This window comes from Methylobacterium sp. FW102-HT35C08 (assembly GCF_058790235.1).
The window spans coordinates 3,865,308-3,883,895 of sequence record NZ_JBYTCL010000002.1; the positions used below are offsets into that span (position 1 = coordinate 3,865,308).

The following is an 18,588-nucleotide window of genomic DNA, read 5'->3' on the forward strand; positions in this document are numbered from 1 at the left end:
GCCGTCGCGGCAGATCGTCGGAAACCGGCGCCGTTCTTGCCTTCACTCCGCCCGGATCGGCATCGAACCTGCGGCGACCGCGCGGGTTATCCGCCGGTCGGACGAGGGGAGGCCGGAATCCCATGAGCACGCGCACCACGAGCATCCGCCGGGCCCGCGAGGCCGATCTCGGCGGCTTGTCCAAGGTGTTCGATGCCTCGTGGCGCGAGGCCTATCGCGGGATCATTCCGGGGCTGCCCCTGGAGCGCCTGATTTCCAGCCGCGACCGGACATGGTGGCGCGGAGCCCTGCGCCGCGGTCGGCCGATCGCCGTCGTCGAGACCGGGGATCGGGTGGTTGGCTACGCCGCCTACGGCCGCACCCGCAGCCGCGCCCTCGGCACGGAAGCCGAGATCGACGAGCTCTATCTCCTGCCGGAATACCAGGGCGTCGGCCTCGGCCGCCGCCTGTTCCGCGCGGTCCGCAACGATCTTGCGGATCATGGCTTGACCCAGCTCGGGGTCTGGAGCCTGGAGGACAACGAACGGGCCGGCGCCTTCTACGAGGGGCTCGGCGGCAAGGCCGGCCCGCGCGTGCTGGACCGCGTGGCGGGCGTCCCCCTGCCGAAGGTCGGCTACCTGTTCGGCTGACGTTTTCCAGTGCCCGTTGCCCGGCTGCAACCCTTCCAGATTTGCATTGGCGATCCGCGTCTCTAAGAGGTCTGGGACGCGAAGCAGACCGCATTCCGGAAGCGAAACGCCATGAAGATCGACGCCATCCCGCTCGGCAAGAAGCCGCCGCACGACGTCAACGTGATCGTCGAGGTGCCGCTGGGCGGCGAGCCGATCAAGTACGAGATGGACAAGGAATCCGGCGCGCTGGTCGTCGACCGGTTCCTCTACACGCCGATGTTCTACCCGGGCAATTACGGCTTCATCCCCCACACTCTGTCGGGCGACGGCGATCCCTGCGACGTGCTGGTGGCCAATACCCGCGCGGTGCTGCCGGGCGCGATCATCAGCGCCCGCCCCGTGGGCGTGATGGTGATGCAGGACGAGGGCGGCGAGGACGAGAAGATCATCGCGGTCCCGTCGCGCCACCTGACCAAGCGTTACGATCGGGTCGAGAACTACACCGACCTGCCCGAGATCACGATCCACCAGATCCAGCACTTCTTCGAGCACTACAAGGATCTGGAGCCCGGCAAGTGGGTCAAGTTCGTCCGCTGGGGCGACAAGGAGGAGGCCCACCGCCTGATCGAGGAGGCGATCGAGCGGGGCAAGGCCAAGAAGTAGCGGTTCCGGCGACCGCGCCCGCGCAGGGCGCGGCCGTTCAACCGTCGATGCGGCGCAGCCCGGCCCGGTAACGCCGGGCATTCTCCACGTAGCGCAGGGCGGCCTGCCGCAGACCTTCTATGGCCGCCTCGTCGAGGGTGCGGACGGACTTGGCCGGCGCGCCGACGATCAGGCTGTAATCCGGGAAGGTCTTGCCCTCGGTCACCAGCGCGTTGGCGCCGACCAGACACCCCCGTCCGATGACGGCGCCGTTCAGGACCGTGGCGCCCATGCCGATCAGGCTGCCGTCCCCGATCGTGCAGCCGTGAACGATGGCCCCGTGGCCGACCGTGACGTCGGTCCCGATGCTGAGCGGAAAGCCGGGATCGACGTGCATGATCACGCCTTCCTGGACGTTGCTGCGGTCGCCGATGCGGATCGGCTCGTTGTCGCCGCGCAGGGCCGCCCCGAACCAGATCCCGACATCGAGACCGAGATGGACCCGGCCGATCACCTGCGCGTCGGGTGCGATCCAGACCCGGTCGGGATCGGCGAGGTCCGGCACATGATCGTCGAGGGCGTAGAGGGGCATGGCGGCCTTTCAGCGCGGCGTGGTCCGCGGAACGGTGCTCACCGGCGGCCGGCACGGCCCAAGACCGGAGACGATTGTCGTCTGTCGCGGGAATGGCACGGTCCGAACGGGCTGCCAATGCTAGTCAGGGCGCGCAGGCAGGCGAGACGCGGATTGGGCTCACGGATGGCGCGGATCTCGGCATGGATCGGGCTTGTGGGGCTCCTCGCGATCCAGGGCGCGTCGGCGGCGGATCTGCATCAGGCCGCACAACGGACCGGGTTTGTGGCGACATGCGAGGATCTCGGGATGTTCTGCTTCGCCGACGCCTGCGGTCCCGATCAGATCGCGGCGGCCCAGAGATGCCGGGCCCGCTGCCCGAGTGCCGTGATCATGAGCGTCGTTCCGGCAGCCTGCCCGGCCCGCGACGGGAATCCGATGATCGTTCTTCGGCGCCGCGGCTGAGATCGCAGCGTGGCTCAAAGCACACGGGCCGGTTCTTCAGTTCTCCCCAGCAAAGATTCCTACGGGCCGCGGCAACAAAACGCGGCACGCGGGATTGAGTCTTCGCGAAGTGCCGAACGACAAAAACGAGGACGCGGATAGATGCCCGCAAACGCGCGCCAGATCCGCAAGCAGACCCTGCTCGCAAGTGATCTTCATCCACCCCGGTCCGGGTTGAGGGCCGATCCCGTCCTGTACGGCGTCGCCGCAGGGCTGGAAACGCTGTTCCCACCTGTGACGGCGCACGGGCGAGCGGCGAACGAGGCGACGAGGTCCGGGACCGTGGCGGACGCGCGCGGCCGGAACGGCTCGGACTAACCAGCTTCGGCCGCTCGGAATCGCGCGGCTCAGCTCGCGAGGCGGACGATCAGAAGCAAGGTCGCCAGCGTCGGAATGGCGGCAGCGAGCCAAAGGGCACCGAGGTGGAAGCTCTCTGGCCCGGTGAAGCGCAGGGTGCGCGTCGTGCCGGAGCGCGGCCCCTCTCCGCGCCCGATACCGATTCCCACTGGCATCCGTGGTCTCCTCCGATACCGGAGGAGTAAGGGCCGCCGCCTCTCAAGGCCTTCTGAATCAGCGGGCCTCTTCGCGCGGCGTGGTGAACCGGCCGTTAAAGGGCGCGGTCGAACTTCAGCTCACCGTTCGGACTCTTCAGCACCAGCTGCGAGCCGACCAAGTCCCACACTGCCGAGGTGCGCAGGGCGACGAAGTAGGCCTGCTCGGAGGCGGCGAGACCCTTGTCGCAGCTCTTCTTGGTCAGCGCGAGCGGCCCGACCGCGATGTGCTGCTCCTTGAGCGGGAAGGCGGTGGCCGCGAAGGTGTTGCAGCCGCCATAGCCGCGGGCTCGGTACTGCTTGTCGATGATGAAGCTCGGGCGGTCGCCACCGGTGAACGGCTTGCCGTTGAGGCTCACCGCGGTCCAGGTCGAATCGAGCGGGAAGATCTTCTCGCTGGCCTTGGCCCCCGGCACGTACTGGGGCTTCTTCTCGTCTTCGCCGCCGGGACGGCGGTTGCCCTTGCCGAAGCCGGTTGGGGATCCGCCGCCCATCTGGGCCTGCGCCTGCGTTGCCGCAGACAGGTCTATGGCCAGCACCGCGCAGGCCAAGGTCGCGATCAGCACCCCTCTCATCGTCCAGTCCCCATCTCGCGCGCTCCGCGCTCAGGTCATTCCGGATCCGGAGAACGCGGCGTCTGCCGCGCGGGCCAACCCCCGGAAGGGCCGCTCCGAATCTATGCGCCTTGCCGGATGCGCCAGGATTTCAGCACAATTATGGTCGTGCTTCATCGCCCGCCCGGAAACGATCGGTGACGGTCGCCGTTGTTGATCATCGCACCGCGGGAGAGTGACGTTGGCCGGATCGGACGAAGGGGCACAGAGCGGCACCCGAACGCGGGTGATGAGCCCGGCGCAGTCGCGGGCAGCCCGGGGCCTGCTCGGCTGGTCGGAAGCCGATCTGGCCGCCAAGGTCGGCCTCGACGCGCGGCTCGTCCAGGATTTCGAGGGTGGCTACGGCGATCCGCCGAGCGGACAGATCGAGGCCCTGCGGAGCGCGCTCTGTACGGCCGGGGCGGTCTTCACCGACGCGCCGACGCAGGGCGTCCACCTCGCAGACCGACCCAACCCCGACGAAGGCACGCGCCCAGACGCGCTCACGACCGAGAACGACCGGTAGCGGCACGTCCGGATCCCGAACGCGCCGCTCATGGCGCGTTCAGACGCCCGGGACGATAGCGGGGAAGCCTCCGCTCAACGACCCTGGAGCGATCTGTGACCGATCTGATCCGCCACACGTCCCGGACCTGCGCGTGTCGCGCGTCGTTCGCAAGCTCGGCGGCGAACCGCTGATGCGCGCCGACGCGTTCCTGGCCGCTGCCGACGCCTTGCCCCTCGCGAGCCTCGACGCTCTTGTCGGGACGGGCGGCCTCGTGGTCGTTGCCCCCCATCCCGACGACGAGAGCCTGGGCTGCGGCGGCCTGATCGCCGCCGCACGGGCCGCCGGACGGCGCGTGCACCTCGTGGTGATCAGCGACGGATGCGGCTCGCACACCCATTCAGAACTGTATCCGCCCGAGAAGCTGCGCACCCTGCGCGAGGCCGAGACCGTGCGGGCCGTGACTTTGCTCGGGCTCACCGCGGACGACGTGACGTTCCTGCGCCTGCCCGACGCCCATGTCCCCAGCGACGGACCGGACGCCGAAGCCGCGGCGCGCGCCGTGGAACGGGCGGCGACGGCCTGCGGCGCCAGCGCGGCCTTCGTGACCTGGCGTCACGACCCGCATTGCGACCACAAGGCGGCCGCCGCGATCGTCGCTTTGGCTCGGCCCCAGATGCCGGGCGTGCGGGTCTACGAGTATCCGGTCTGGGGCTGGACCCTGCCGCCCGACACCGAAGTCGGCCCGGAGCCGACCGGCCTGCGCCTCGACGTCTCCGCCTACCGGGCGATCAAGGCCCGCGCCGTGGCCGCCCACGAATCGCAGACGACCGATCTGATCTCGGACGATCCCGGAGGTTTCCGGCTGGAGCCGGCGATGATCGAGCGGTTGTGCGGTCCCTTCGAACGCTTCGTCGCGGTCCCGGCATGACCCGGCGGACGCAGACGCTTCCGGACGCGTATTTCGTCGGCATCTACGCCGACAACCCGGACCCCTGGGGCTTCACGTCGTCGGCCTATGAGCGCGACAAGTACGGGGCGACGCTCGCGAGCCTGCCGCGGGAGCGCTACCGGTCGGCCTTCGAGCCGGCCTGCTCGATCGGGGTCTTCACCCGCGCCCTGTCCGAGCGCTGCGACAGGCTGGTCGCGATGGATCTGGTCCCCGCCGCCGTGGAGACCGCACGCGCCCGCTGCGCCGACCGGCCCCACATCGAGATCCGGGAGGGCGTCATGCCGGGCGACTGGCCCGGCGGTCGGTTCGACCTGATCGTCCTGTCCGAGTTCCTGTACTTCCTGGCGCCGGCGGATTTCGCAGAGCTGGTGCGTCGCGCCGGCGAGACGATCGAACCCGGGGGCGACATCGTGCTGGTGCACTGGCTCGGCGAGACAGACTATCCGCTCTCGGGCGACGCCGCCGCCGAGGGTTTCATCCGGTCCGCCGCGCCGTTCGCCAAGGTCCTCCACCAGTCCCGGGCGGCGGAGTACCGGATCGATGTCCTGCGGGCCGGGATCGACGCGTGAGCACGGCGGTCATCACCCTCAACAAGGGCCGGCGCCCGCACCTGACCCGCCTGCTTGGGGGTCTCGCGCGCGGGACTGCGCCGGATGCCTGCATCGTCGTGGAGATCGGCGGCGACGAGACCGCCTTCCCGCCCCTGCCTTTCCCGGTGGAGCGGGTTCCGTTCCCGCATGCCGGCCTGCCGCTCGCGGCGGCGCGCAATGCTGGCCGCCGGGCAGCCCGGGCCGACACGCTGATCTTCCTCGACGTGGACTGCATCCCCTCGGCGGGGCTCGTCGCCGGCCTGTCGCGGGCGGCGGCCGAGCACGACGGCCTGGTCTGCTGCGAGATCGGTTACCTGCCGGCCGGGGCCGTCGGGGATCATTGGGACGCGACCGATCTGGAGCGGCTCGGGCAGCCGCACCCGGTGCGGGATTTCCCGCCCGCCGGCGTGGTGGCGCCGGCACCGCAGCCCGGCCTGTTCTGGTCCCTGGCCTTCGCGGTCCGCGCCGCGACCTACGACCGGCTCGGCGGCTTCGACGAGGCGTTCTCCGGCTACGGGGCGGAGGACACCGACCTCGCCTTCCGGGCCGACCGGGCCGGCGTACCGATCCTGTTCCTCGGCGGGCCGCGGGCCTACCATCAGCACCACGATGCCTATGACCCGCCGCTGCAGCACTTTCGCGATATCGTGGCCAACGCCGCCCGGTTCCACGGCCGTCACGGACTCTGGCCGATGGACGGCTGGCTCGATGGGTTCGCGCGTCTCGGGCTGATCGCGGCGGACCGGTCGAAGGGCATCGTGATCCACCGCGATCCGACGCCGGACGAGATGGCGGCCGCGCGGCTCCCGGACGATCGGCCGTTCTGAGCGCATCAGCGCCGCTGACCGTTTCGACAGGGCTGCAGTTCGAGAAGACAATCCCGTCGTTCCGGGACTGCGCAGCAGGGCCCGGTATCCATATCCGCGACGCCTGCGCGGCCTGACACCGTCGGCGATTCTGGTCTGCCTGCCTCCCGCGTGCCCCTCCGGGTCCGGGCTCGCCTGCGGCGCCCCAAAAAGACGGCGGCTGATAAATTAGCCGAGGGTATTCAGAAGCGACGCCGACGGATCCCGGGGCAGCCCCGAGACCCGCCGACGTTAAGCCCTTGCTTACGCCTTCATGGCGTTCGCCTTCTCGATCAGCGCCTCGGCCATGCGGATCGAGGCGATGTCGATGAGGCGACCGTCCAGGGAGACGGCGCCGCGGCCGGCCTTGGCGGCCTCTTCCATGGCCTCCAGGATGCGGCGGGCCTTGGTGACCTCGGCCTCGGACGGGGTGAACACCTCATTGGCGAGATCGATCTGGCTCGGGTGGATCGCCCACTTGCCCTCGAAGCCGAGGGCGGCGCAGCGCCGGGCCGCCGAGCGGTAGCCGTCCGGATCCGAGAAGTCGCCGAACGGTCCGTCGATCGGGCGCAGGCCGTAGGCCCGGCAGGCCACCAGCATGCGGTTCTGGGCGAACAGCCACGGGTCCTGCCAGTGGGTCTGGCGGCTGCCGGACTCGTCCTTGTCGGTGAGCACCGAGAAGTCAGGGTTCACGCCGCCGATGACGGTGGAGCGGGCGCGGGTCGAGGCGGCGTAGTCGGCGACGCCGAACGACATCGCCTCCAGGCGCTTCGACGACTGGGCGATCGCCTCGACATTGGCCATGCCGAGCGCCGTCTCGATCAGCACCTCGAAGCCGATCTGCTTCTCGCGCTTCTTGGCCTGCTCGATCTGGGTGACCAGCACGTCGATGGCGTAGACGTCGGCCGGCACGCCGACCTTGGGGATCAGCACCATGTCGAGCCGCGGGCAGGCTTCGACGATGTCGACTACGTCGCGGTACATGTAGTGGGTGTCGAGACCGTTGATGCGGATCATCATGGTCTTGTTGCCCCAATCCAGGTCGTTGAGCGCCTGGATGATGTTGGTGCGGGCCTTCTCCTTGTCGTCGGGCGCGACCGCGTCCTCAAGGTCGAGGAAGATCACGTCGGCCGCCGAGGAGGCCGACTTCTCCATGAAGGTCGGGTTGGAGCCGGGGACGGCGAGTTCGGAGCGGTGCAGGCGCGGCTTGGCCTGCTGGATCAGCGTGAAGCTCATGGGTGTTCCTCTCTCTTGATGACGGTTCTGATGCCGTTGCGGGGGTAAGACCCGCCTGGCGGTGAAGATGGCGCTCGTCAGGCTCGGCGACAGAGCGCGACGGTGCGTTTCAGGCAGCTCCTCGGCTCACAACATTCGCGCGCTGCCCCGTTCCCGCTCTGCGGGAGAGGGAGGGCGTCCGCGGCGCCCTCACCCCGTCGCCCCGAAGCCGACCGCGATGCAGTTGATCGACAGGAGCAGGGCGGACTTCACCGCCTCGCGCCGGTCCTCGTCGGTCTCGGCGCGATAGCGGGCGAGCAGCTCGACCTGCTCGCGCCCGACCTGGTTGATGGTCGGCAGCCGCCCCTTCAGGCGGTCGCGGAACAGCGGGAAGCGCTCGGCCAGGTCCGATCCGCCGCTCACCCGCAGGACCATCTCGCGGGTCAGCGCGTATTCGGCCTCGATCATCGCGAAAATCCGGTCGCGGATGCCCGCATCGGGGACGAGGCCCGCATAGGCGCGGGCGATGTCGAGATCGACCATCATCAGCGTCTTCTCGACCTCATCGAGGACGAGGCGCAGGACGCGGGATTCCTGGAACAGGCGCTTGAGGGTTGCCTCGCCGTCGCGGCCGCGCACGTCGAGGAAGCTCGCGAGACCCGAGCCGACCCCGTACCAGCCGGTGATGACGTGCCGGTTCTGCGACCACGCGAACACCCACGGAATCGCCCGCAGATCCGAGAGCGAGCGGGCCCCGAACCGGCGGGCCGGGCGCGAGCCGATGTTGAGGAGCGAAATCTCGTCCAGCGGGCTCGCCGCCTGGAAATAGTCGACGAGGCCGTCGGTCTGGAGCAGCTGCACGTAGGCGGCCCGCGACGCGCCGGCCAGAGCCTCCAGGGCGTCGTCGTGGCCCGGTCCCGCCCGCTCGCCCTCGCCGGCCAGTGCGTGCTCGAACACGGAAGCCGCCAGCAGCTCCATCTGGTAGGCGGCGGTGCCGCGGTTGGCATACTTGAACGAGACCACCTCGCCCTGCTCGGTGGTGCGGAACCGACCGCGGATCGAGCCCGGCGGCTGGGCCATGATGCCCCGGTGGGTCGGCACGCCGCCGCGGCTCACCGAGCCGCCGCGCCCGTGGAAGAACGCGATGCCGACGCCGAGTTCCTCGCCGAGCCGGGTCAGCTTGCTCTGGGCCTTGTAGAGTTCCCAGTTGGCGGCGACGAAGCCGCCGTCCTTGTTCGAATCGGAGTAGCCGATCATCACCTCCTGCACGCCGCCCTGCCAGCGGGTGGAGCGGCGCACCACCGGCACGTTGAGCAGGGCCCGCATGATCGCCGGGCCGGCGCGCAGGTCGTCGATGGTCTCGAACAGGGGCACGATCGGCAGAGGGCAGATCTCGGTGCCGGCCGCGTCGAGGAACACCCCCGTCTCCTTGGCGAGCAGGTAGGCGCCGAGCACGTCCTCCACCGAGCGGGTCATCGACAGCACGAAGGCGCCGAACGCCTCGCGGTCGAGGGCCTCGCGCATCTCGGCGACGAGCGCGAAGGTGGCGAGCGTCTCCCGGGCCGCGTCGGGCAGGTCCTCGAAGGACCGTTCGGGATCGCGCGGCCGGGCGAGCTCCGTGTCGAGCCATTGGCGCCAGGCGGCCGAGCCGAGGGCGGGCGGCTCGCCCTCGCCGTTGCGCTGGCGCCAGAGGGCCTGGAGCGTGTCGGTGGTCCGGGTGGTGTTCTCGCGCAGGTCCAGACGGACCGTCGAAAACCGGAAGATCTCGACCATGCGCCGGACCGGGCGGACGAGGTCCCGCGCCAGCGCCGGGCACTTGGCGTCGGTCAGGCCGCGCTCGAGAACGCGCAGGTCCTCGATCAGCCCGTCCGCGCTGGCATAATCGGGACCGGATGGGTGCTCGCCTTCGTTGCGGGCGATGGTCGCGTCGATCTTGCGCGAGACGCAGGAGAGATACTGGCGATAGGGCTCGCCGGGATTGCGGCGGGTGATCGCCCGGGCCTGGCCGCTCTCGGCGAGGTGCCGGTCGAGCTCCGCGCGGAAGCTCTCGGGCAGCGGCAGCGACCGCTCGGTCAGCGACAGGGTCCGCCCCAGCTCGCGCACGCCGTCGCGGTAGCGGGTCAGCGAGGCCAGCGCGTTGCGGTGCAGGGTCTGCCGGGTGACGGCGGCCGTGACGTAGGGGTTGCCGTCCCGGTCGCCGCCGATCCACGAGCCGAACTGGAAGAACGGCGGCACCTTGAATTCGGTCCCCGGATAGGTCTCGGCGAGCGTCTCCTCCAGGGTCTCCAAGGTCTCGGGCAGCATCTCGAACAGGGTCTCGTCGAAGAAGTGCAGCCCCCAAGCCACTTCCCGCTCGACCGTGGCCTTCTCCAGGTGCAGCTCTCCGGTCATCCAGACCAGCTCGATCTGGTCGCGCAGCTCGTTCATGAGCCCGTTGCGCTCGCGATCGGTCCAGCGCGGCATCTCCAGCTCGCGCAGGACGAGGTAGATCCGGCGGAATTTCTCCAGCACCGTGACCCGCTTGCCCTCGGTGGGGTGGGCGGTCAGCGTCGGGCGGATGCGCAGGTCGCTGAGCAGCGCCTGGATCTTCTCCGGGGGCACCCCCTGCTTGCGCGCGTCGGAGAAGACCTTGGCGAAGGAACCGCCGAGCGCGGCCCGTCCCTCCGTGCGCTCCACGTGGCGGCGGCGGCGCATCGCAGCGTTCTGCTCGGCGATGGAGATCAGCTGGAACCAGATGCCCTGAACCTGGAGGGCGCGCGCCAGCATCTGCGGCGAGAAGCGCGAGATGTCGGCCGTGCCGTGCAGGACCGCCTCGAGGTCGGGGTCGTGCCGGCGGGCGACGTCGAGCAGCGCCTGGAACAGGATGTCCAGCGCCTGCTCCGACGAGGTGCCGGTGATCACCGGCGGCGCGAAGGCGGTGGCGTCGACGAGGCCGGGGGTTGCGTGAAGGGTACGGGTCATGGGGCCACCTCGTGGCGCACTTTCTTGAAAGACGAGGCGCGACGCGCCCCCTCACCCTCTGCGGGGGCGGGTCGGGACGAAGTCCCGCAAGGGGGAGCGACGGTGAGGACGAGGCTGCGGCCGTCTTGAGGGTCGCGCGATTTGCTGCGGCCGGGCTCCCCCCTTGCGGGACTTCGTCCTGGCCCGCTTCGCGGGCCACCCTCCCCCGCAGATTGAGAGGGAGCGCGGCACGCTTCTGGATGCCGGCGCGCTACGCCGCCCGGGCCAGCACGTCGGCCACGGTCTGCCCGAACGATCCCGGATCCGGCGCCACGGTCAGCCCGTAGGAGCGCATGATCTCGGCCTTCTCGGCGGCGCTGTCGCCGGCCGCCGAGATGATCGCGCCGGCATGGCCCATGCGGCGCCCCTTCGGCGCGGTCAGCCCGGCCACGAACCCGATCACCGGCTTCGACATGTTCTCGCGGATCCAGGCCGAGGCCTCGGCCTCCTGCGGGCCGCCGATCTCACCGATCATCAGCACCGCGTCGGTGTCCGGGTCGGTCTCGAACAGGGCGAGGTGGTCGAGGAACGACGAGCCGTTGATCGGGTCGCCGCCGATGCCCACCGAGGTCGAGATGCCGAGCCCCAGCTCCTTGAGCTGCGAGGCGGCCTCGTAGCCCAGCGTCCCGGAGCGGGAGATCACCCCGACATTGCCCGGAAGGTAGATGTGGCCGGGCATGATGCCGAGCATCGCCTTGCCGGGCGAGATGATGCCCGCGCAGTTCGGGCCGACCACCATGGTCCGCTTTTCCTTGGGGTAGCGGTACAGGTAGCGCTTCACCCGCATCATGTCCTGCGCGGGGATGCCGTCGGTGATCGAGCAGACCAGCCGCAGCCCGGCATCGGCCGCCTCCATGATGGCGTCCGCCGCGAAGGGGGGCGCCACGAAGGTGATCGACGTGGTGGCGCCGGTCGCCGCCACCGCCTCCTTGACGGTGTTGAACACCGGCAGGCCGAGATGGGTGCGCCCGCCCTTGCCCGGCGTGACGCCGCCGACGACGTTCGTGCCGTAGTCGAGCATCTCCTTGGCGTGGAAGGTGCCCTTGTCGCCCGTGATGCCCTGGACGATGATCGGGGTGGTCTCGTCGATGAGGATGCTCATGGCGCGGTCTCCCCTTCAGTGCTTCGTCTTGGCGGTGGCGCAGGCGTCGACCGCCTTCTTGGCCGCCTCAGACAGGGTGTCGGCGGTGATGAGATCGAGGCCGCTCTCAGCCAGGATCTTCTTGCCGGCCTCGACGTTCGTGCCGGCCAGCCGCACCACCAGCGGCACGTCGATCTTCACCTCGCGGGCAGCCTGGACGACGCCCTCGGCGACCCAGTCGCAGCGGTTGATGCCGGCGAAGATGTTGACGAGGATCGCCTTGACGTTGCGGTCCGAGAGCACGAGTCGGAAGGCCGTCGCGACCCGCTCAGGGGAAGCGCCGCCACCGACATCCAGGAAGTTCGCCGGCTCGCCGCCCGCGTGCTTGATCATATCCATGGTGGCCATGGCGAGGCCGGCGCCGTTGACGATGCAGCCGATCTCGCCCTCGAGGCCGATGTAGCTGAGGTTGTGCTCGGCGGCCTGGGCCTCGCGGGGGTCGCCCTGGGACGGATCATGCATGTCGGCGATGCCCGGCCGACGGAACAGGGCGTTGTCGTCGAAGCTCATCTTGGCATCGAGCGCCAGCACCCGGTCGTCCTTGGTGACGACGAGCGGGTTGATCTCCAGCATGGTGCCGTCGCAGTCGCGGAACGCCCGGTAGGCGTTCATGATCGTCTTCACCGCGGCCGAGACCTGCTTGATGTTGAGGCCGAGCTGGAAGGCGATCTCCCGGGCCTGGAACTGCTGCAGGCCGACCGCCGGCTCGACCACCACCTGGATCAGCGAGTCCGGCTCCTTGGCGGCGATCTCCTCGATATCCATGCCGCCGCGCTGACTGGCGATGACCCGGACGCGCTCGGCCTTCCGGTCCAGCACGTAGCCGAGATAGAGCTCGCGCTCGAACGGGTCGGCGGTCTCGACGTAGACCCGCTGCACCGGCTTGCCCTCGGGGCCGGTCTGGTGGGTGACGAGGCGCTTGCCGAGGAGGTCCTTGGCGGCGTCGCGGACCTCATTGTAGGTCCGGCACAGCTTGATGCCGCCGGCCTTGCCGCGGGCGCCGGCGTGGATCTGCGCCTTGACGGCCCAGAACGAGCCGCCGAGCTCGGTGGCCGCGTAGACCGCCTGGTCCGGACTGAACGCGATGGCCCCTTTCGGGACGGCCACGCCGAAGCTCGCAAGCAGCTCCTTGGCCTGATACTCGTGGACGTCCATTCGGCGCCTCCTCCGCGGTTCGTTGCCGCCGTTGACGCCCTTCACTTTAGTTGAGTCGAAAGATTACGCCCGTCAAATTTTTTAAGCGGCTGATTGACCGAGACTTTTTCGCGGCCGCAGCACGGATCGTATTCGATGCTGCACTGCGACATACAGAAAAACAACGAGGCCGGGGGCACGATGCACCCGGCCTCGACTGTAGATCTGCAAGCGTATCCGCCTCTCGCCGTCATCCCGGGGCCGCGCAGCGGAGCCCGAGATCCAGAGCCGCCGACGCGCCAAGATCTTGCATCAGCAGCGGTTGTGGGTTGGCCGCCCCCGGCGTGCCCCTCCGGGTCCGGGCTCGCCCTGCGCGCCCCGGAACAACGGGGAAGGTCGTCGCGGCCGAAGCGAGTTCGGTCGCGAGAACCGTAAGCCCGTCTCAGTTCACCTTGGCTTTCACGACCGCGTAGATCTTCTCGGTGAGCGCGCCGGCCTCCGAGAGCAGATCCTCCAGCTCCTTCAACCGTTCGTCGGCGAACTCGCGGTCCTCGAGACCCTTCGCGTTGACGTAGACGTTGAGGGCCGCGCTGCGCAGGCCGGCATAGGCGGAGAGCACCGCCACGCCGGCGTCCGAGACGACGTTGAGGTTTCCCTTGTCGGCCGTGATCGCCGCGAGGTCGATCACGGCGCGGCAGGCCCGGCAGCAGGCGAGCGGCACGTCGCAGGCGGTCTTGAGGGCGGCCTGGATCTTCTCGGCCCGGGCCGCCTTCTCGTCGTCGGTAGCCTTGGGCAGGCCGTAGGCGCCCATCACGGCGTCGAAGGCCTGCACGTCCTCGCCGATCATGCCGGTGAGCACGACCCGCAGGCCCTCGGACTTGGCCAGGACCTCCTTCAGCTCGGCCTCGACCTCGACGTACTTCTTCTTGCCGATAGTGAGGTTGCAGACCATCGACACCAGGGCCGCGCCCATGGCTCCGGAGATCGCCGCCGCGCCACCGCCCCCGGGGGTCGGGGCGGCACTCGCCAGCTCCGTCAGGAACGTCTCGATGCTGTCGGACTCGGGGCGATGCGTCTCAGTCACCGGCGCCTCCTCAGGCCATGGTCTTGGCGAGGGCGTAGATCTCCTCGGCGTCGAGCACCTTGTCGGTGCTCTCGAAGAGCTGGCCGACGCAGGCCCGGTGAAGCTTGAGCTTCAGGCCGCCGATGCCCAGCGCGCCGAAGGCCTGCTTGCCGTTGCGCTCCTTGCCCTTGTCCATCACGTCGATGCCGCCGATGCCGGTCGGGGGCTGGGCGTTGTAGTCGGCGACGAACTCGATCGACGATTCCTGCGCCCAGGCCGCTTCCGGCAGCAGCTCGACGCCGATGGCGCCCGCGGTGAACACGAGGTTCGTGCCCTTCACCAGGGCGACGCGGGAGGCCTCGTCGGGGGTCGCGGCGGCCTTCACGTTGACCTTGAAGCGCTTGTTGATCTGGTCCGCGGCGGCCTGGGTCTTGTCGAGGGCGCGGCCCGCGATGGTGACCTCGGCGCCCTCCCCGGCGAGCAAAGCGGCCGAGCGCATACCGACCGGGCCGGTGCCCGCCAGCACGACGGCCTTCTTGCCCTGGAGCGAGCCGGCAGCCTTGGCCACCAGCGCGACGCCCGCGGCGGCCGTGGTGTTGGAGCCGTTGGAATCGAGCATCACCGAGACCCGGAACGGGCCGAAGAACCGCTTCTTGACCGCGGTGAACAGCTCTTCGCCCGCCGCCATGCTGCCGCCGCCGACGAAGATCGCCGTCGACTTCTTCTCGGAGCCGCCGCGGGTGTAGATCGTACCGTCGACCAGCGCGCCGACATTGTCGGGATTGACGCCGCCGTAGCCGGTGATGTGGTCGGCGCCGCCGTCGTAGCCGACCACCGTGTCGAACACGTTCGGCACGGCATCGGTGTCGAACAGGAACAGCAGCTTCTTGGTCATGTCTCAACCTCGGCCCAGGATGGGCATCATAACGTCAGGGACATCCACCCCGTCATTCCGGGGCCGCGGAGCGGAGCCCGGAATCCAGACGCACGGGTGGTTCTCGGCCGACACCGTCGGCGCAACTGGGTTCCGGGCTCGCCTGCGGCGCCCCGGAATAACGGCCAGCGGGTCCGCGCCGCCTCAGCTCTCGACCACGTTCTGCGGCTTGCCCGCCACGAACGCCTCGACGTTGTCGACGAGCTGATCGGCCAGGATCTGCATCGCCTCCTTGCTGGCCCAGGCCACGTGCGGCGTGACGATCAGGTTCGGCAGGTCGGCGTCGCACAGGATGTTACCGTCCTTGGGCGGCTCTTGCGCCACCACGTCGAACCCGGCGCCCGCGATCGTGCCGTCCTTGAGCGCTTCGAGCAGGGCCGCCTCGTCCACCAGCCCGCCCCGGGCCGTGTTGATGAGGATGGCGCTCTTCTTCATCTTCTTGAGCTCGGCGGCGCCGATCATCCCCTTGGTGTCGGGGGTCAGCGGCACGTGCAGCGTGATCACGTCGGACTGCGCGAGGATCGTCTCGAAATCCACGAGTCCATCCTGCGGGAAGACGTCGTAGGCGAGGACCTTCATGCCGAGCGCCTCGGCGCGCTTGGCGATCGACTTGCCGAGCGCCCCGTAGCCGACGATGCCGAGCGTCGAGCCGGCGATGTCGTAGATCGGGTAGTCGAAGTAGCAGAACTGCTTGGACTTCGCCCAATCGCCGCGCCGCACCGAGTTGGCGTAGGGCACGATCGCCCGGCGCAGGGCGAACATCAGACCGACCACGTGCTCCGGCACGGTGTTGAACGCGTAGTTGCGGATGTTGACGACGGTAATGCCCTGCTGTTTGGCCTGGGCCTTGTCGACCACGTCGGTGCCGGTGGCGGCCACCGCGATCAGCTTCAGGTCGGGCAGCTGCTTCAGCGTCTCGGCCCGCATCGGGACCTTGTTGATCAGCGCGATCTCCGCCCCCTGGAGGCGGGACACGATCTCTTCCGGCGTCCAGGTCGACTCGTGCTCGACGTATTCGTGGGGGAAGTTGAACGGTCGGACCCTGGCATCGAGGGATTCACGATCCAGGAACACGATCTTCTTGGTCATAGGACCCCTCTCGGACGACGGGCGGTTTCCTCGATAGTCTTGGTCTTACTTGCGCGTCGGGGCGGGCCCGGCAACCCGGTCCCGCCCCGATCGCGTGCGCCGATCACGCCTTATGCAGCGGATTCTCGCGCAGGTAGCTGGAAGCGGCGGCGACGCCCGAGCCCGGCGTGACCTTGATGCCGCAATCGAGCATGGCCATCTCGGCGCCCGCGATGGCGCCCAGCAGCGACAGCTCGTTCAGGTCGCCCAGGTGACCGATGCGGAACACCTTGCCGGCAACTTTGGAGAGGCCTGCGCCCAGCGAGAGGTTGTAGCGCTCGTAGGCGTGGGTGATCACCTTGGCGGCGTCGGCGCCCTCCGGCACCACGATCGCCGTGACCGTGTCGGAGTTCCACTTCGGCTCCTTGGCGCAGGGCTTGAGCCCCCAGGCCGCCACGGCCTGACGGGTCGCCTCGCCGAGCACGTGATGGCGGTGGTAGACGTTCTCCAGCCCCTCCTCCTTCACGATCGCCAGGGCCTCGCGCAGGCCGTAGAGCAGCGGCAGGACGGGGGTGTAGGGGAAGTAGCCGGTGGCGTTGGCGGCCAGTTGGTCCTTCCAGGCGAAGTAGGCGTGGCCGAGCCGGTCGTTGCGGCCGGTGCCGCCCTCGGCGATCTTGAGCGCCTTCGGGCTGATGCAGATCAGGCCGAGGCCGGCCGGCAGCATGAAGCCCTTCTGCGAGCCCGCGATGGCGCAATCGACCTTCCAGTCGTCCATGTAGAACGGCAGCGAGCCGATCGACGAGATGCCGTCCACGAACAGCAGCGCCGGGTGGCCGGCGGCGTCGATCGCCTTGCGGACCGCGCCGATATCGCTGGTGACGCCCGTGGCCGTCTCGTTGTGGACGACCATCACGGCCTTGATGGCGTGATCCTTGTCGGCCCGGAGCGCCTCCTCGATCTTCTGCGGATCGGCGCCGGCGCCCCACTCCTCGTCCTGGACGATGACGTCGAGGCCGAGGCGCTGGGCCATGTCGACCCACAGGTGGCTGAACTGGCCGTAGCGGGCGGTGAGCACCTTGTCGCCGCGGCAGAGGGTGTTGGACAGGGCCGATTCCCAGATGCCGGTGCCCGAGGACGGGAACAGGATGACCGTCCCGTTGGTCGAGCCGAACACCATCTTGGAGTCCTGCAGGAGCGGCTTCACCAGCTCGGGAAAGCTCGGCGAGCGGTGATCCTCGGACTGCACGTGCATGGCGCGCAGGACGCGCTCCGGGATGTTGGTGGGACCCGGGATGAAGAGGTGGTTGCGACCGGGGCGCCGGGTTGCGGCCATGATGTTTCCTCCGAAAAGTCCATTGTGGGCGAGCGTGAACCCGCGCCGGGTTGTTCAAGCGTCCTCAGGGAGTCGGTCCGGCGCCGTCGAAAGCGGCTCGCGCCGCACCCCCTCGAACGCCATCCTCTGCCGTGATCGGGGGGCCTCAGCGGAGCGGCAGGCGGCCTCACGCCGCTCGCGTCGCGGCACGCCCCCGCGCGCCGGTCGCCTCCGAAATGCCGTCCCGTCCAACGGCCTCAGGGCCGTCCTCGCCGCCTTCCTGTCAAGGTCCGGCCGAGCTCGTGCCGAGCCGCCGGTTCTTGGCATTATGAGGCGGCAGGGCCGGAAAGGAAAACCGGAAAAACTTCCGGAACTTGGCAAAAAAATTTTTTGTGCGGCGCAACGAAGACGATCTCCGGTTGAGAGGCTTCGCCGCGCCGCATCCGATCCGTCTCCGCGGCCCAGGACCCGCGTCATCAAACTGAGATGCGATCGCGCTCTGGATCCCGACACCGTACAGCCGCCGGGAGAGGGTGCCGTGGCCGAGGTTGAGGAGATGCCGGTCCGGGTTCGGACGCTGTTCCTGTCCGACCTGCATCTCGGCACGCGCGGCTGCCAGGCCGGGCTGCTGCTGTCGTTCCTGAAGGATTACGACGCCGATACGATCTACCTCGTCGGCGACATCGTGGATGGCTGGCAGCTGCGCTCCGGATGGTACTGGCCGCAGGAGCACAACGATGTCGTGCAGAAGCTGCTGCGCAAGGTCCGCAAGGGGACCCGCATCGTCTACCTGCCGGGCAACCACGACGAGTTCCTGCGCGACTATGTCGGCACCAATTTTGGCGGGATCGAGCTGGCGGAGACCGCGATCCACGAGGCGGCCGACGGCCGGCGCTACCTCGTGATCCACGGCGACCAGTTCGACATGGTGGTGCGCCACTCGCGCTGGCTCGCCCATCTCGGCGACGGCGCCTACACGCTGGCTTTGTCCCTCAACACCGTGATCAACAAGGCGCGGCGGCGACTCGGCCTGTCCTACTGGTCGCTCTCCGCCTGGGCGAAGCTGCGCGTGAAGAACGCCGTCAGCTTCATCGGCCGCTTCGAGACGATCCTGGCCGACGAGGCGCGCCGGCAGGGCGCCGACGGCGTGATCTGCGGCCACATCCACCATGCGGCCGACCGGCCGATCGGCGATCTGCGCTACCTCAACACCGGCGACTGGGTCGAATCCTGCACCGGCCTAGTCGAGCACTATGACGGCCGCATCGAGGTGCTGCACTATCCGAGCGTCCTGCGGGCCCGCAGGGCCGAGAGCGTCCCGGACACGCTGCCGGGCCGGCGCGCGGTGGCGTGAGGT

The 18,588-nt window shown here is 69.2% G+C and carries 18 protein-coding genes; 7 read left to right on the forward strand and 11 right to left on the reverse strand.

The features are described 5' to 3' along the window. The first annotated feature begins 122 nt into the window (after positions 1–122). Both AC3WSN_RS18375 and ppa read left to right on the forward strand, forming a co-directional pair. Positions 123–629 carry a GNAT family N-acetyltransferase gene (locus AC3WSN_RS18375; protein WP_192707883.1) on the forward strand — a complete coding sequence of 169 codons (507 nt, stop codon included), beginning with the start codon at positions 123–125 and terminating at the stop codon, positions 627–629. A 111-nt stretch (positions 630–740) separates the two neighbouring features. Next, positions 741–1,274: an inorganic diphosphatase gene (gene ppa / locus AC3WSN_RS18380; protein ID WP_238196764.1), complete on the forward strand. Its 534-nt coding sequence runs from the start codon at positions 741–743 to the stop codon at positions 1,272–1,274. Positions 1,275–1,311: 37 nt separating this feature from the next. On the opposite strand, the gene AC3WSN_RS18385 is transcribed toward ppa, so the two are convergent. From AC3WSN_RS18385 to AC3WSN_RS18395, 3 genes are all read right to left on the reverse strand, one after another. Further along, positions 1,312–1,845 carry a gamma carbonic anhydrase family protein gene (locus AC3WSN_RS18385; protein ID WP_492539880.1) on the reverse strand — a complete coding sequence of 178 codons (534 nt, stop codon included), beginning with the start codon at positions 1,843–1,845 and terminating at the stop codon, positions 1,312–1,314. An 830-nt stretch (positions 1,846–2,675) separates the two neighbouring features. Further along, entirely contained in the window at positions 2,676–2,840 is a 165-nt protein-coding gene (locus AC3WSN_RS18390; RefSeq protein ID WP_238196760.1) for a hypothetical protein, read from the reverse strand. 95 nt (positions 2,841–2,935) lie between these two features. Beyond that, complete coding sequence (locus tag AC3WSN_RS18395; RefSeq protein ID WP_192707878.1) at positions 2,936–3,454, reverse strand: META domain-containing protein; 519 nt, start codon at positions 3,452–3,454, stop codon at positions 2,936–2,938. Between the two features lie 220 nt (positions 3,455–3,674). On the opposite strand from AC3WSN_RS18395, the gene AC3WSN_RS18400 reads away from it, so the two are divergent. The 4 genes from AC3WSN_RS18400 (at position 3,675) to AC3WSN_RS18415 (ending at position 6,346) form a co-directional block, all read left to right on the forward strand. Further along, the gene (locus tag AC3WSN_RS18400) at positions 3,675–3,998 is read left to right on the forward strand and encodes a helix-turn-helix domain-containing protein (protein WP_492539883.1); all 324 of its coding nucleotides are present in this window, start codon (positions 3,675–3,677) and stop codon (positions 3,996–3,998) included. Positions 3,999–4,170: 172 nt separating this feature from the next. Beyond that, the gene (locus AC3WSN_RS18405) at positions 4,171–4,908 is read left to right on the forward strand and encodes a PIG-L deacetylase family protein (protein WP_492543152.1); all 738 of its coding nucleotides are present in this window, start codon (positions 4,171–4,173) and stop codon (positions 4,906–4,908) included. Continuing rightward, positions 4,905–5,498, forward strand: coding sequence for an SAM-dependent methyltransferase (locus AC3WSN_RS18410; protein ID WP_492539885.1), 594 nt, complete (start codon positions 4,905–4,907; stop codon positions 5,496–5,498). The genes AC3WSN_RS18405 and AC3WSN_RS18410 overlap by 4 nt, the downstream gene beginning before the upstream one ends. Continuing rightward, a complete protein-coding gene (locus tag AC3WSN_RS18415) occupies positions 5,495–6,346 on the forward strand; it encodes a glycosyltransferase family 2 protein (protein WP_492539887.1) in 852 nt (283 codons plus the stop codon). Before AC3WSN_RS18410 ends, AC3WSN_RS18415 begins: the two co-directional genes overlap by 4 nt. Positions 6,347–6,628: 282 nt before the next feature. On the opposite strand, the gene AC3WSN_RS18420 is transcribed toward AC3WSN_RS18415, so the two are convergent. From AC3WSN_RS18420 to AC3WSN_RS18455, 8 genes are all read right to left on the reverse strand, one after another. After that, a complete protein-coding gene (locus AC3WSN_RS18420; RefSeq protein ID WP_192707875.1) occupies positions 6,629–7,600 on the reverse strand; it encodes an HpcH/HpaI aldolase/citrate lyase family protein in 972 nt (323 codons plus the stop codon). 189 nt (positions 7,601–7,789) lie between these two features. After that, entirely contained in the window at positions 7,790–10,540 is a 2,751-nt protein-coding gene (locus tag AC3WSN_RS18425; RefSeq protein ID WP_492539889.1) for a phosphoenolpyruvate carboxylase, read from the reverse strand. Between the two features lie 250 nt (positions 10,541–10,790). Further along, positions 10,791–11,681 (reverse strand): succinate--CoA ligase subunit alpha, encoded by an 891-nt coding sequence (sucD, locus tag AC3WSN_RS18430; protein WP_010687110.1) that lies wholly within the window; start codon positions 11,679–11,681, stop codon positions 10,791–10,793. Between the two features lie 15 nt (positions 11,682–11,696). Next, the gene (locus tag AC3WSN_RS18435; protein ID WP_492539892.1) at positions 11,697–12,875 is read right to left on the reverse strand and encodes a malate--CoA ligase subunit beta; all 1,179 of its coding nucleotides are present in this window, start codon (positions 12,873–12,875) and stop codon (positions 11,697–11,699) included. A gap of 421 nt (positions 12,876–13,296) precedes the next feature. Then, a complete protein-coding gene (gene fchA, locus AC3WSN_RS18440) occupies positions 13,297–13,938 on the reverse strand; it encodes a methenyltetrahydrofolate cyclohydrolase (protein ID WP_492539894.1) in 642 nt (213 codons plus the stop codon). Positions 13,939–13,948: 10 nt separating this feature from the next. Beyond that, entirely contained in the window at positions 13,949–14,812 is an 864-nt protein-coding gene (locus AC3WSN_RS18445; RefSeq protein WP_149310230.1) for an NADP-dependent methylenetetrahydromethanopterin/methylenetetrahydrofolate dehydrogenase, read from the reverse strand. Positions 14,813–14,995: 183 nt separating this feature from the next. Further along, the gene (locus AC3WSN_RS18450) at positions 14,996–15,940 is read right to left on the reverse strand and encodes a D-2-hydroxyacid dehydrogenase (protein WP_192707871.1); all 945 of its coding nucleotides are present in this window, start codon (positions 15,938–15,940) and stop codon (positions 14,996–14,998) included. A 103-nt stretch (positions 15,941–16,043) separates the two neighbouring features. Next, positions 16,044–17,252 carry an aminotransferase class V-fold PLP-dependent enzyme gene (locus tag AC3WSN_RS18455; protein WP_192707870.1) on the reverse strand — a complete coding sequence of 403 codons (1,209 nt, stop codon included), beginning with the start codon at positions 17,250–17,252 and terminating at the stop codon, positions 16,044–16,046. A 517-nt stretch (positions 17,253–17,769) separates the two neighbouring features. Here AC3WSN_RS18455 and AC3WSN_RS18460 point away from each other — a divergent pair. Beyond that, on the forward strand, positions 17,770–18,585 hold the full coding sequence (locus tag AC3WSN_RS18460; RefSeq protein ID WP_192707869.1) for a UDP-2,3-diacylglucosamine diphosphatase: 816 nt from the start codon (positions 17,770–17,772) through the stop codon (positions 18,583–18,585). Positions 18,586–18,588: the final 3 nt, after the last annotated feature.